The sequence below is a fragment of the Erythrobacter sp. SN6-5 genome (assembly GCF_057364945.1).
The window spans coordinates 1,494,592-1,507,554 of sequence record NZ_CP200282.1 but is presented as its reverse complement, the minus strand read 5'-3'; the positions used below and the strand labels follow the sequence as shown (position 1 = coordinate 1,507,554).

8 protein-coding genes and 3 pseudogenes are annotated in these 12,963 nt (G+C 56.9%); 6 read left to right on the top strand and 5 right to left on the bottom strand.

From position 1 onward, the window contains the following. Window positions 1-5: 5 nt before the first annotated feature. Both AC0V6Z_RS07585 and AC0V6Z_RS07580 read right to left on the bottom strand, forming a co-directional pair. On the bottom strand, window positions 6-1,145 hold the full coding sequence (locus AC0V6Z_RS07585) for an acyl-CoA dehydrogenase family protein (protein WP_472640724.1): 1,140 nt from the start codon (window positions 1,143-1,145) through the stop codon (window positions 6-8). An 83-nt stretch (window positions 1,146-1,228) separates the two neighbouring features. Next, window positions 1,229-2,409: pseudogene (locus tag AC0V6Z_RS07580) on the bottom strand (acyl-CoA dehydrogenase family protein). A 259-nt stretch (window positions 2,410-2,668) separates the two neighbouring features. Between AC0V6Z_RS07580 and AC0V6Z_RS07575 the strand changes: the two are divergent. From AC0V6Z_RS07575 to AC0V6Z_RS07560, 4 genes and pseudogenes are all read left to right on the top strand, one after another. Next, window positions 2,669-4,105: an MFS transporter gene (locus AC0V6Z_RS07575; RefSeq protein ID WP_472640723.1), complete on the top strand. Its 1,437-nt coding sequence runs from the start codon at window positions 2,669-2,671 to the stop codon at window positions 4,103-4,105. Between the two features lie 98 nt (window positions 4,106-4,203). After that, window positions 4,204-5,538: an acyl-CoA dehydrogenase family protein gene (locus tag AC0V6Z_RS07570; protein ID WP_472640722.1), complete on the top strand. Its 1,335-nt coding sequence runs from the start codon at window positions 4,204-4,206 to the stop codon at window positions 5,536-5,538. Window positions 5,539-5,561: 23 nt separating this feature from the next. Next, window positions 5,562-6,653: pseudogene (locus AC0V6Z_RS07565) on the top strand (Zn-dependent alcohol dehydrogenase). Further along, a complete protein-coding gene (locus tag AC0V6Z_RS07560) occupies window positions 6,653-7,744 on the top strand; it encodes a phosphotransferase family protein (protein WP_472640721.1) in 1,092 nt (363 codons plus the stop codon). Before AC0V6Z_RS07565 ends, AC0V6Z_RS07560 begins: the two are co-directional and overlap by 1 nt. A 95-nt stretch (window positions 7,745-7,839) precedes the next feature. Here the strand turns inward: AC0V6Z_RS07560 and AC0V6Z_RS07555 are convergent, their stop codons facing one another. Both AC0V6Z_RS07555 and AC0V6Z_RS07550 read right to left on the bottom strand, forming a co-directional pair. Then, entirely contained in the window at window positions 7,840-8,625 is a 786-nt protein-coding gene (locus AC0V6Z_RS07555; protein WP_472640720.1) for a hypothetical protein, read from the bottom strand. Continuing rightward, on the bottom strand, window positions 8,561-10,213 hold the full coding sequence (locus AC0V6Z_RS07550; RefSeq protein ID WP_472640719.1) for a S8 family peptidase: 1,653 nt from the start codon (window positions 10,211-10,213) through the stop codon (window positions 8,561-8,563). The genes AC0V6Z_RS07555 and AC0V6Z_RS07550 overlap by 65 nt, the downstream gene beginning before the upstream one ends. A gap of 224 nt (window positions 10,214-10,437) precedes the next feature. Between AC0V6Z_RS07550 and dapD the strand changes: the two are divergent. Together dapD and AC0V6Z_RS07540 are read left to right on the top strand one after the other, a co-directional pair. Then, window positions 10,438-11,275, top strand: a pseudogene (dapD, locus tag AC0V6Z_RS07545) (2,3,4,5-tetrahydropyridine-2,6-dicarboxylate N-succinyltransferase). 88 nt (window positions 11,276-11,363) lie between these two features. Beyond that, window positions 11,364-11,516, top strand: a complete 153-nt coding sequence (locus AC0V6Z_RS07540; RefSeq protein ID WP_472640718.1) for a hypothetical protein — start codon at window positions 11,364-11,366, stop codon at window positions 11,514-11,516. Between the two features lie 41 nt (window positions 11,517-11,557). Here the strand turns inward: AC0V6Z_RS07540 and AC0V6Z_RS07535 are convergent, their stop codons facing one another. Continuing rightward, window positions 11,558-12,847, bottom strand: coding sequence for a dipeptidase (locus tag AC0V6Z_RS07535; RefSeq protein WP_472640717.1), 1,290 nt, complete (start codon window positions 12,845-12,847; stop codon window positions 11,558-11,560). Between the last annotated feature and the right edge of the window lie 116 nt (window positions 12,848-12,963).

Below are 12,963 nucleotides of genomic sequence, written 5' to 3'. Positions count from 1 at the left end.
CAGGCTTAGTAGCCGCTCATTTCAGCCACACGGCCAGCATGGTAATAGGCATCACCAAGGAATTCGTTGAGCGCACGGTCGCGCTTCATATAGAGGCCGATATCATATTCGTCGGTCATACCGATGCCGCCGTGCATTTGCACGCCTTCGCGCACGGCTAGACCAGCGGTTTGTGAGACTTTCGCCTTGGCAACCGATGCCATCAGATCAGCCTTTTCGCTGTCACCATCAAGCAATTGCTGCGCCTTGATCACAGAGGCGCGCGCGATCTCAACCTCGGAATAGAGGTGGCTGGCGCGGTGTTGCAGCGATTGAAATTCGCCGATCAGCTTCCCGAATTGCTTGCGCTGTTTGAGATACTCGACGGTCATATCCATCGCACCGCTGGCCACGCCAACACCTTCTGCCGCTGCGCCAACCCGGCCCGCCTTGAGCATAGCGTTCAGCACTTCACGTCCGCCATCAACTTCGCCAATGACCGCGTCACCATCCAGCTCCACACCGTTGAATTTGGTATGGGTCGCCATTGAGCTGTCGACCAGACGGACCGAGTCATGGCTCATATTCGCTGCGTCCTTAGGCACAGCAAACAGAGTGATGCCATCTTCGTCATCATCGCCGCCGCTGGTGCGCGCCGCGACAACGATCATGTCAGAGCTTGCGCCGTGGATGACGAAATCTTTCTGACCGGAGAGCTTAAAGCCATTGCCAGATTTTTCAGCGCGCATTTTGATCCGCTCTGGGCGGTGCTTTGCACCTTCATCAATCGCAACGGCAAACACGCTCTTGCCTTCGATAAGGCTCGGCAGATAGCGCCCGCGCAGATCGCTGGAGCCATGGCCAAGAGCCGTGGCCGCCAAAACAGAGCTGATCAGGAAAGGCGAAGGCGACAGATTGCGGCCGATCTCTTCCAGAACGATGCCAGCCTCAACATGGCCCATGCCAAGCCCGCCGTCTTCCTCGCCAACAAGAATGCCGGTGAAGCCCATTTCGCCAAACTGCTCCCACAGGGCGTGGCCAAAACCATCCGGGCAATCACGGTCACGCCAATGGCGCAACTGCTTGGCGATATTGCCTTCTTCAACCATAAATTGGCGGGCGCTGTCGGCCAGCATGGCCTGATCGTCATTGTGGTAAAGGGGCATTGTCCCTTGATCCTCTCATACGTTTATTCGTGCGGGCAACCCATGCAATTTGCCGGATTGGTCATATGTGCTTGAGCGTTCGGTTAGGAGCCGGGCAGGTCAAGAATGCGCTTAGAAATCACATTCAACATGACTTCAGATGTACCGCCCTCAATCGAGTTTGCCTTGGTTCGAAGCCAGTTGCGAGAAGGCTTGCCGCCGCCCGTTTCTTCGCTCTCCCATTCCAGACTGCGCGAGCCGCCGGCTGACATCATCAGCTCGTGGCGCCGCTTGTTGAGCTCCGTGCTTAAGCATATTTCATCATGTTCGGCTGAGCGGGATGCCCCTTGCCAACCTTGATTTCATCGAGAAATTTCTCGCCCATTGCACCATAAGCCAACGCATCGACGTCAAACATGGCCAGCTCCGCGCGCAGGACCGGGTCAAGTTCACCAGCGTGACGTTTCATCGCCGCACCGATCGTGCCGGTGTTGCCGCCATCGGCGCCGGAAATCATCTCACGCTCATGGCCAAGCAGATATTTGGCCACGTCCCAGCCGCGACCCACTTCACCCACTTGCGCAGGGAGGCCGTCGCCATAACTCTTAGGCACCTTGACATTGTCCATGAAGGTTTCGCAGAACGGCGAGTTGCCGCTGATCAGTTTGATCGGCTTGGTCGAGCAGCCTTCGCTTTCCATGTCGAACAGCATGAAGGTAATGCCTTGATACTTGTTCTCTTTGTCCGTGCGCACGAGGCAGAAAATCCAGTCGGCTCGGTCAGCATAGCTGGTCCAAACCTTCTGACCGTTCACGACCCAGTGATCGCCCTGATCCTCGCCAAATGTTTGCAGGCTGACGAGATCGCTTCCCGAACCCGGCTCTGAATAGCCCTGGCACCAGCGGATTTCACCGCGCGCAATTTCGCCTAGGAAGTGCTTCTTTTGCTCTTCAGTGCCGAAGTGCAGCAATGCCGGGCCAAGCATCCAAATACCAAAACTGGAGAGCGGTGGGCGCGCATTTATGCGGTTCATTTCCTGACGCAGAACCTTGGCCTCCGCTGGCCCCAGTCCCGCCCCGCCATACTCCTTTGGCCACGCAGGGACTGTGTAGCCCTTTGCAAGACATGCTTCGAACCACGCCTTTTGCGGGTCGTTTTTGAAGGTCGCCCGGCGGCCGCCCCAGTAAATGTCGCCTTCATCGCGAACAGGCTCACGCATCTCAGCCGGGCAGTTCGCCTCCAGCCACGCGCGGGTTTCTTGGCGGAATGTATCTAGATCAGGCATGGTGCCGACTCTCCTCTAATCGCTCCCACTTGACGCTTACGTTATGGTCATTTGCGCGTCCGCTGCAAGCGCTCAAATGCTAGGCTTCAAAGGATCAGAGCGCCAATCGCGAATGCCGTAACGTCAAGTCACTGGGTCGACGTGGAAAGCCCAGCTTTGCATTGACGCGCCGCCTGCTTCGCTTACGTTTGCGTCAAGAGCTTGGGAGAGCTGCAATGCAAAGATTCGCTGGAAATAGCAGCCAGAAAGAGGTGTCTGCGTGAGCCTTGTAAAGGGGCCGCTGCCTTTGCGGCTGAAATTGATCCACGGCTTTGGCGCGGTGGCATTCGGCGTAAAGGATACCGGGTTCCAGTTCTTCCTGCTGTTCTTTTACAGTCAAGTGATGGGCATGGATGCAGGGCTGGTAAGCCTCGCTTTGTTATGCGCCCTGCTGATCGATGCGGTGGTTGATCCAATACTCGGCAATCTGTCCGACCGGACCTATACCAAATGGGGTAGGCGATTGCCCTGGCTCTACGTCGCACCGATTCCGCTTGCCTTTGCTTGGGTGATGATGTGGTCCCCGCCCGGCGGAGAGGCACCGACATTCATGGGTTTGTTGGGAATTGCGGTTGTCGTGCGCATTCTACTTTCTGCGTGCGAAGTGCCCTCCATCTCTCTGCTGCCTGAAATCACAAGCGATTATGACGAGCGCACAACCCTGTTCCGCTTTCGCTATATTTCCGGCTGGCTCGGCGGCATTTTGATGATGGTGCTCGCGTATACCGTCTTTATGCCAGGAGAGGGCGGTTTGCTGAACAGAGAGGGTTACGTCGGCTGGGCGATGACTGGCGGATGCCTGATCGTGCTGTCGGTGATGGGATCGGCTTGGGGACAGCATAAACTGGTCGCCCATCTGCCTGAGACAAAACCTGCGCCGTTTACAATTAAGGGATGTTTCGAGGAAATCTTTGAGGCGTTTCGAGAGCGGGCGTTTCTGATCTTCGCCGCAGGCGGATTGGCGGCCTATGTCAACCAGGGTTTGACCTTCTCGCTCACCAATTATCTGACGCTATATGTGTGGAGGCTCGACACCGCGCAAATGCCGTTGCTGCCAGAAGGTGTGACCGCGCTTAGCATTTATCCGCTGGCGCTTTTCCTTTCGGCGATCCTGATGTTCTTTATCGTCGGACCAATGCACAAACATTTCGGCAAACCAAAAAGCGCCGCGCTTTCGGCAATTGGAACAGTCATGTTTACGCTGATCCCATACATGGCGCTTTATGCCGGGATCTGGCCACCGCTCGATACCGCCCTTTCCGGCCTTATGCTGCTGGGCTTGCTGATCATCGGCAACACGCTCGGCATAGTCGTCCTGATTTCCGCAAGCTCGATGATTGCAGAAATCGTCGAAGCCTATTTGGAGCGCACTGGTCGGCGCGCCGAAGGTGCGTTTTATTCCGGGAACTGGCTGATCCAGAAATGCGCGACCGGGCTTGGCATCTTTCTGACTGGCCAGGTTCTGTCCTTCATCAGTTTTTCGCGCGATGCTGCGCCTGGCGAGGTGCCTGATACGACCATCGGCAGTCTGATCCTGTTTTATGCGCTGGCCACGTCTGTCCTAATGGGGATCGCGGCATATTGGCTCGGCCGGTTTCCGATCAATCGGGAAGATCATGAAGCGCGCGTCAACGCCTTGGCCGCAGCGAAAAATTGACCTGACAGACACAAATGAGAGCTTGGCGGGTGCGCTGCGAACTGCCACGGTCGCGCCAAGCAGATTCGATTGCGATTAAGGACTAGAGAGGAAACCTCATGGATTTTCAGCCAACCGAACGCCAGGTCTATTGGCGCGACCGCGTGCGTGATTTCATCGAAGCGCATGTACGTCCGAACATGGGCACCTATTACGAACAGGATGCCGAGGGCGACCGCTGGAAGGTCATCCAAATCATCGAAGATAAGAAGAAGCTGGCGAAGGACGCTGGCATCTGGAATCTGTTCATGCCGCCGCGCAATGAGAGCCATCATCATGTCGATGACACGTTCGAATTTGAAGGTCCGGGCCTCACCAATCTCGAATATGCACTATGCGCCGAAGAAATGGGCCGCATTGGCTGGGCCAGCGAAGTCTTCAACTGCTCTGCGCCTGACACCGGCAACATGGAAGTGTTCCACCGCTACGGCACCCGCGAGCAAAAAGAGACCTATCTCGGTCCGCTGATGAATGGCGAAATCCGCTCTGCCTTCTTGATGACAGAGCCTTTCACCGCTTCATCCGATGCGACCAATATCGAAACCCGGATTGAGCGCGACGGCGATGAATATGTCATCAATGGCCGCAAGTGGTGGTCTTCAGGCCTGGGCGATCCGCGCTGCAAAGTCTCGATCGTAATGGGTAAGACCGATTTCTCTGCGGGCCGCCACGCGCAGCAAAGCATGCTGCTCATGCCGAACGATGCGCCAGGCGTGAACATCATCCGCCATCTACCGGTGTTCGGATATGACGATGCACCCCATGGCCACATGGAAGTGGAAATGAAGGACGTTCGTGTCCCGGTCACCAATATGCTGCTGGGCGAAGGACGCGGGTTCGAAATTGCGCAGGGTCGCCTAGGCCCTGGCCGTATCCACCACTGCATGCGCACGATCGGCGTCGCTGAAGAAGCACTGGAGAAAATGTGCAAGCGCCTGCAAGAACGCGAAGCCTTCGGCAAACCGATCTACAAGCATTCCGTCTGGGAAGAGCGTGTTGCGCGCGCGCGCATCGATATCGACATGACCCGTCTGCTGTGCCTCAAGGCCGCTGATATGATGGACAAGGTTGGCAACAAGTCCGCCAAGCAAGAGATCGCGATGATCAAAGTTCAGGCGCCGAACATGGCTCTACAAATCATCGACGATGCAATCCAGGCCCATGGCGGCGGCGGCGTTTCGAACGATTACGGTCTTGCGTCGGCCTATGCCCATCAGCGCACCTTGCGGCTCGCCGATGGTCCTGATGAAGTCCACGCACGCTCAATTGCTCGGATGGAATTTGGTAAGCACGTTCCGCAAGAGGGGCCAACTGCCAACGCATTGCGCAAAGGCGGCGCGGCCGCAAATGACGCTGGTGGATTCAGCTCCGGCGATATGGGCGCGACACGCTAAGCAGGCAAAAGGAAGAGCGAGTTATGGCAAAGGCAGCAATTCTGGAGACGCCGGGACAGGGCCTCGTCATTGGCGAGGTAGAACTGGCAGATCCGATGCCGCACGAAGTGCTGATTGACACCAAGGCCTGCGGCCTGTGTCATTCAGATTTGCACTTCATTGATGGAGCCTATCCGCATCCCCTCCCCGCCATTCCGGGGCACGAGGCGGCGGGCATTGTCCGCGCCGTGGGCAGCGAGGTGCGCACCGTCAAACCCGGTGATCACGTCGTATCCTGCCTCAGCGCCTTTTGTGGGACCTGCGAATTTTGCGTTACCGGCCGTATGGCGCTTTGCCTTGGTGGAGACACTCGGCGGGGCGAAGGCGATGCGATGCGCATCAGTCGCGCTGGCGGGGAAAGCGTCAATCAGATGCTCAATCTGTCGGCTTTCTCTGAGCAGATGCTCATCCATGAAAACGCATGCGTCTCGATTGATAAAAATATGCCATTGGACCGGGCCGCCGTCATCGGCTGTGCGGTCACCACTGGTGCCTGAGCACGATCTTCAACACCTGTAAGCTAACACCGGGTCAAACCGTGGCGGTCATCGGTTGCGGCGGGGTTGGCCTGGCGGTTGTGAATGCCGCCATGATTGTCGGCGCAGGCCAAATCATTGCTGCTGATCCACTCCCTGAAAAGCGAGCCCTGGCTGAAGCACTGGGGGCGACCCACACGGTGGATGCCACCGCTGATGATGCTGCCAAGCAGATCACGATGATCTCAAATGGCGGCGTCGACTTCGGCATCGAAGCGGTCGGGCGTCAAGCATCAGCTGACCTGGCGGTTGCGTCTTTGCGACGCGGCGGCACAGCGATAATACTCGGCATGATGCCACTGGATTGCAAAGTGGGGCTTGGTGCAATGGATCTGCTCAGCGGCAAAAAACTGACAGGTGCGATCATGGGCGACAACCACTTCCCAGTCGACCTGCCGCGGCTGGTCGATTTCTATATGCGCGGGCTGCTTGATCTCGACACGATCATCGCAGAGAGGATCGCGCTCGATGATATTAATGCTGGTTTTGACAAAATGCGCGCTTAGCCATTCCGCGCGCAGTGTTGTGGTGTTTGACTGATGACTGACAATTCTGCTCCGCAAATCGATTTCGACAAGGAAATGGTCGGCACGGTTGAAGTGGCGGACGCCGACAAGCTCGATATGGAAAAGCTGACGGCATGGTTTGAAGCCAATGTCGAAGGCTTTGTCGGACCGATCAACTACACCAAGTTTAAAGGCGGGCAATCGAACCCAACCTATAAGATTGAGACCCCTGGCGCGAACTATGTTTTGCGCCGTCAGCCGTTTGGCAAATTGCTGCCGTCGGCCCATGCGGTCGATCGCGAGTATAAGGCGATGACGGGCCTTCACCCGACCGGTTTCCCCGTTCCGAAAACATATGGACTGTGCGAAGATCCAGAGGTTCTGGGTTCGAAGTTCTTTGTGATGAGCATGGCCGATGGTCGCTCGCTCTGGAACGGCGCGCTGCCTGGCCGATCGCCAGAGGAACGCCGCGAACTTTACAACGCACTGATCGACACGATCGCGGACATGCACCTTAACAAGCCCGATGAAATTGGCCTTGGCGATTATGGCAAGCCGACCGATTACTGCGCGCGTCAAATCGCCCGCTGGTCAAAGCAGTATAAGCTATCGGAAACAGAACATATGCCGCAAATGGAGCGGCTGATTGAATGGTTGCCGCAAACCATCCCACCGCAGCACGAGAGCAGTGTCGTTCATGGCGATTACCGCCTCGATAATGTGATCTTTCACAAGACTGAGAACCGCGTCATCGCTGTGCTGGACTGGGAGTTGTCGACTCTGGGCGATCCAATCGCTGATTTCAGCTACCTGATGCTCAACTGGTTCCAGCCTTCCGATGATGGCCGTGCGGGTTTGTTGGGCCTTGATCTGCCAGCATTGGGCATTCCGACAGTAGAGGAAGCAGTGGAACGTTATGTTGCGCGCACCGGCTATCCCGTTCCTCCGATGGATTGGTACTTCGCTTACAATCTGTTCCGCCTTGCCGGAATTATGCAGGGCATCAAGAAACGCGTGATCGACGGCACCGCTTCATCCGCCCATGCCAAGGCAATGAGCGACCGGGTCGCACCACTGGTTGAGCGCGCGTATCAATTCGCTCTCGAAGCGGGAATGCCTGAGTAAGTTCAGCAATACAGGCTTGCGGCATCTGCGCCGTTTGCCCCTCGTACTTACCAGTCTGAGCGTTCAAAACTCCGCACTAAAGCTCACCACTGCGCCTAAGCATCATCACGCGATGCCGCGAAATGCCCAGGATCACGGCGATAAAACAGACTTGCTGAAGCATATCCGAACGATAGCGGCCCTTGCCAAGCGAGTTCACCCATGACCTCGCGCCCTTCCGGAGACAGCGAGAGCCGCTGTGTTCCGAAAATCGCACTCTCGGTCACATAATCATACGCCACTGGCAGATCGAGGTTCAACCCGCCGCCGCTGACCCGCAAGGGTTGGCTGAAACGAAGGCCCAAACTGTCGCTATTGGTGAGAACGCCGTAGCGGGTCACATCAAACGACCAGGCCTCACTCGTCAATTGTGAACCGTCACCGATCAGCGCGCCGCCTCGAGGCCGCGTAATCCCCTGACGGTAAGCGGCGCCCATCCGCCAACCGCGCGCAAATTCATGACCAAATGCGGTATCAAGAAAGACCGTATCGGCTCCGCTCACACTAAGTGCGTCGTGGAAATGCGCCCCCAGCAATGTATCTGTTTCCTGCAACCAAGTGAGAGAGACGACTGCATCCACGTCGGCGATGGAGCGATCCGCAGCAAGGCTAAAACTTTGCGTTGGCCTCTGTTCGCGCACTCCGCTCAGAACAGTATCTGCTTGTCTATCCGCCCCAAGCAGCACATCGCCGCGATCAGCGGACACAGTCAGTCCCCAAGGCCCAAGCTGCTGGCGCGCAGCCAGGGAAAACTCGCTGTTTTGGAAAAAGCCGTCATCACCGCTTGCTTGCGGTGCGATGCGAAATGCCGGGCGGTCGGTGCCTTGTAACTGCGCGACCAAACCATGCGGCTCCTTGCGATAGAGCAAAGCCAAGCTGGATATCTGGCGCGATCTTGGCGGCAACCCGCGCCGCCAGAACCCGTGCACCCTGCGCTTCTTCTGGCGTGAGCTGCAATTGCTGAGTCCAGCTAATCTCGCCCGAGCGTGCAGTGTCCGCTATGGTGAACGCCATCGATAAAGCGCCGCTTGTCCCGCCGCGACTGATCCCGTTCCGCTCGACCACACCGCGAAGTCTTTGAATCTGCGCAGAGTTACGCGTGCGTGCCCCTAGATCAACGGTGTAGGCCCTATCAAATCTGTCGGTCACAACCGCGTTAAGACTGATCCCGCTAAGCGCATCGCCCATCGCAGCCGAGCCAATCACCACATCGTCGGCTAGCGCCAGTCTGGTTTGGGTTCCCCCCAATGTCGTCGTGCCTGCTGGAGCAAAAGCAGCTCCGATATCAAGAATGCCTGAACCGAAGACCGCATCAACGCCGGTCGCACCAGCATCGCGTGCACTATCAAGCAGGATTTGGACAATCTCTGGACCAGTCAGATTTGGGAAGGCTTGCGCCAGCAATGCGACCGCACCGGATACCTGTGGAGCAGAGAAGCTCGTCCCAGAGAACAATGTAACAAAGTCCTGCCCATTGATGTTTTCAATGAACACCTCTCCATTCTCGTACACGCAGCAGATAGCTTCACCACGCGCATTGATAAATGAGCTGCCAAAGTTACCGGCACGGTTTGAGAAATCAGAGATCGCTCCATTTTCGTCGACCGAACCGACAATGATCACATTGCCATTTCCCGCTTGCTGTAAATCAGCAGCAAAGGGATCAGGCTGATCCGGGTCAATATCGGGGTCTGAGCCATCGCCTGAATTGCCCGCCGATACGACAATGACCAATCCCGCGTTCGCCGCTCGCCCAACTGCATTGAGCAAACCACCAGAAGCCCGCCCGCCTCCAAGGCTGATATTGACCACAGCAGCGCCAGAACTGATCGCGAGATCAATGCCGTCCGTTATATTTCTGTCGCTGAACAAGCACCCGAGCGACGGATCTGAAGGCGTGTCTACACCGCAAGAGCCAACATTGTCGGCACGAACCGCTAGCACTTCTGCATCAAACGCGATTCCAAGCACGCCGATGCCATCGCGCCCACCCGCGGCGACCAATGCAACATTTGTGCCGTGGTCATCCTCTGGATCGACCCCACGATTTCCGACGACATCAGCAGAGTTTGCATTCACTCGGCCTGCGAATTCGGGGCTGTCAGTGTCCAGACCGGTGTCGATAACAGCAATGATCTCTCCGGCTCCGGTGAACCCCTGCTCCCAGGCTGAGATAGCCCCGTGAAATTCAGGTCCGTCGGAGCGACGGAATTCGGCTGTATTGAAATTGGTGGTCGACGGTGGTGGCGGCGGAGGCGGAGGAGGTGGTGGCGGCGGCGGTGGTGGAGGCGGAGGAGAGGGAGCCGGGGCAGAAACTGGCCCGCCTCCGCCAGCACCGCCTGGGCTGCCACCGCAAGCGCTTAGTGCGGCGCAAGCGGTTGCAGCGACAACAATTTTCCAGCTGATCGGGCAATTGGGACTCTTTTCCATCAAGATTATCCTTCATATACCCTTCTAACTGTAGGGCTTAAAACCAAAGCAAATGACAACGCAAGACGAATGCGGCAAAGACCCCAAAATAACAGTCCCGCGTTGAGAGCCCTTGTGACTAAGACCCCACCGGGCTAGCAGCACACCAACCTTGAAAACCGATGAAGACTGCGGCGAATTTTCCGGCTTAAGGCAAATTCAAGAGCAATCATTTTGGAGAAATTATGTCACAAGAGTTGATCACCCAAATCGAAGCTGCGTGGGAATCACGCGCCGACATCACGCCAGGTAGCGATGTGCGTCATGCGGTGAATGATGCCCTGGCATTGCTCGACAATGGCCAAGCCCGGGTGGCGGAACCTGATGGCAATGGCAGTTGGCGTGTCAACCAATGGCTCAAGAAAGCAGTGCTTCTCTCATTCCGCCTGCGTGACAATCACGTCATGGAGGGAGGCTCTGCTTGACGAAGCAGCCTATGACAAAGTCCCAACCAAGTTTGCAGGTTGGGGCGAGAACCGTTTCAACGACGCTGGATTTCGCGTCGTCCCCGGGGCAGTCGTTCGACGCGGCAGCCATATCGGCAAGGGCGTTGTCCTGATGCCGAGCTTTGTAAACATTGGCGCATTTGTTGACGAAGGGACCATGATCGACACGTGGGCAACCGTCGGATCATGCGCGCAAATCGGCAAGAACGTGCATATTTCCGGCGGCGCTGGAATTGGCGGCGTGCTGGAACCCTTGCAGGCGGAACCCGTGATCATTGGCGACGGCGCATTCATTGGTGCACGCAGCGAAGTGGCAGAGGGCGTGCGCGTTGGAGAGGGTGCGGTGCTATCCATGGGTGTCTACCTCGGCGCATCGACCAAGATTGTCGACCGCACCACAGGCGAGGTTCACCGCGGCGAAGTCCCACCCTATGCTGTGGTTGTCCCAGGCGCATTGCCGGGTAAGCCTTTGGCTGATGGCAGCCCCGGCCCGTCGCTCTATTGCGCGGTGATCGTGAAGACGGTGGATGCGCAAACACGCTCCAAGACCGGCATCAATGAGCTGCTACGCGAGTAATTTACAGACCTAGCCAGCCCAGCGAACCCGGAACGATTGCTGACTCTCTCCGTTAATTTCCCTATAGTCTCATTTTGCGGAGAGTTTTATGCATAAAGAAGGCGATGAAATTCACATCGAAGATGATGACGCACGTGGCGCGCAAACGACAGGTGTGATGCGCTGGGTTCTGGGCATCAGCTTGGCCGCAGCGGTTGTCGCAATGACCCTCGTCTGGGTCATTCCCGCAATCTACGGCTAATTACCAGTTTTGCACTTCGCCCTGGCGGGCACCTTACAGGATCACTCGCCAGGCTCAATCAGTGTTTCAATCGGCGGCATATTTGAAACACTGCTCGAATAACGTTCGGCCGCGCGCAGAACGCGCATCGCATTGAGGCTTGAGATGAGTTCCAGCTCTGTCTGCGAGTAGCCGCGGCGGGCCAGTTCAGTAAAGAGCGCAGGATAGCCTGCGCTATCTTCCATCCCGATCGGCCCGGTTGGCATACCATCAAAATCCGCCCCGATACCAATATACTCAACGCCCGCGACGGAGCGGATATGATCGATGTGGTCGGCCATCTGGCTAACCGGCGTCTGCGGCTCTGGATTGGCTGCATCCCACTCTGTCATTGCCGCCCCAACAATGCTCGGCTGCCCCTGGTTGAGCGATTCCTGCCGCGCCAGCTCTGCCTCGCGCTGGCTATACCACTGGCGGCGTTCTTCGTTGAGAAAGCCAGGCAAACCAACGACCATCACAATACCGCCATTTTGAGGCAATCTTTCAAGCACGCTGTCGGGTACATTGCGCGCATGACCGTTAATCGCACGCGCGCCAGAATGGCTAAAGATCACCGGAGCGCGAGTCGTATCAAGCGCATCCATCATCGTGTCTTCGCTGACGTGGCTCAGATCGACGAGCATCCCAATGCGGTTCATCTCACGGATCAAGTCTTTGCCGAACTCGGTCAAGCCGCCATGTTCAGGCGCATCGGTCGCGCTGTCTGCCCACGGTGTGTTCTTGGAATGGGTAATCGTCATATAGCGCGCGCCCAGCGCATACATTTGCCGCAAGACTGCTAGGCTGGAGCCAATCGAATGCCCGCCTTCCATTCCCAAGAATGAAGCAATCCGTCCCTCCGCCATGGCGCTTTCGGCTTGGTCAGCAGTCAGTGTAAACTGCAATTGATCGGGATAACGCGCGATCAGACGCTTCATCACGTCGATCTGTTCCATCGTCATCTGGACGGCTTCTGGCTCACTGATCCCGGTTGGCACATAGACCGACCAATATTGCGCGCCGACTTTACCTTCGGCCAGGCGGGTCAGGTCAGAATGCATCGCCCGCCCCTCTGGATGGGTCACGCCAGTGCCTGTCGTATCGACAAAGTCAAAATCATTGATCTGGTTGTCGAACCGCGAGCGCAGTTGGATCGGCACATCGTTGTGCCCGTCAAACACAGGCGCTGCCTCAAGCGCAGCCGTGGCAAGCGCTTCTGCAGGATCCTGCACGGCTGCATCACTCCCAGCTTCTTGCGCGGCAAGCGGCGAGATCAACAGGGAAGCGGCGAGCAAGGCGGCGGCGTATTTCATGACAAATAACAGCTCCTAAGCATGGACCAGATCAGCTATGCCTTGTCTTAGCAAGCAGTAGGACGAAGGGAAGCGGCTTTCTACAAAGCGGCGGGGAATGACCAATCAACAATTCG

Coding starts and splice junctions, on each gene's coding strand:
- AC0V6Z_RS07585 (WP_472640724.1), bottom strand. CDS start 1,145: ATGCCCCTTTACCACAATGACGATCAGGCCATGCTGGCCGACAGCGCC.
- AC0V6Z_RS07570 (WP_472640722.1), top strand. CDS start 4,204: ATGGATTTTCAGCCAACCGAACGCCAGGTCTATTGGCGCGACCGCGTG.
- AC0V6Z_RS07560 (WP_472640721.1), top strand. CDS start 6,653: ATGACTGACAATTCTGCTCCGCAAATCGATTTCGACAAGGAAATGGTC.
- AC0V6Z_RS07550 (WP_472640719.1), bottom strand. CDS start 10,213: ATGGAAAAGAGTCCCAATTGCCCGATCAGCTGGAAAATTGTTGTCGCT.
- AC0V6Z_RS07540 (WP_472640718.1), top strand. CDS start 11,364: ATGCATAAAGAAGGCGATGAAATTCACATCGAAGATGATGACGCACGT.
- AC0V6Z_RS07535 (WP_472640717.1), bottom strand. CDS start 12,847: ATGAAATACGCCGCCGCCTTGCTCGCCGCTTCCCTGTTGATCTCGCCG.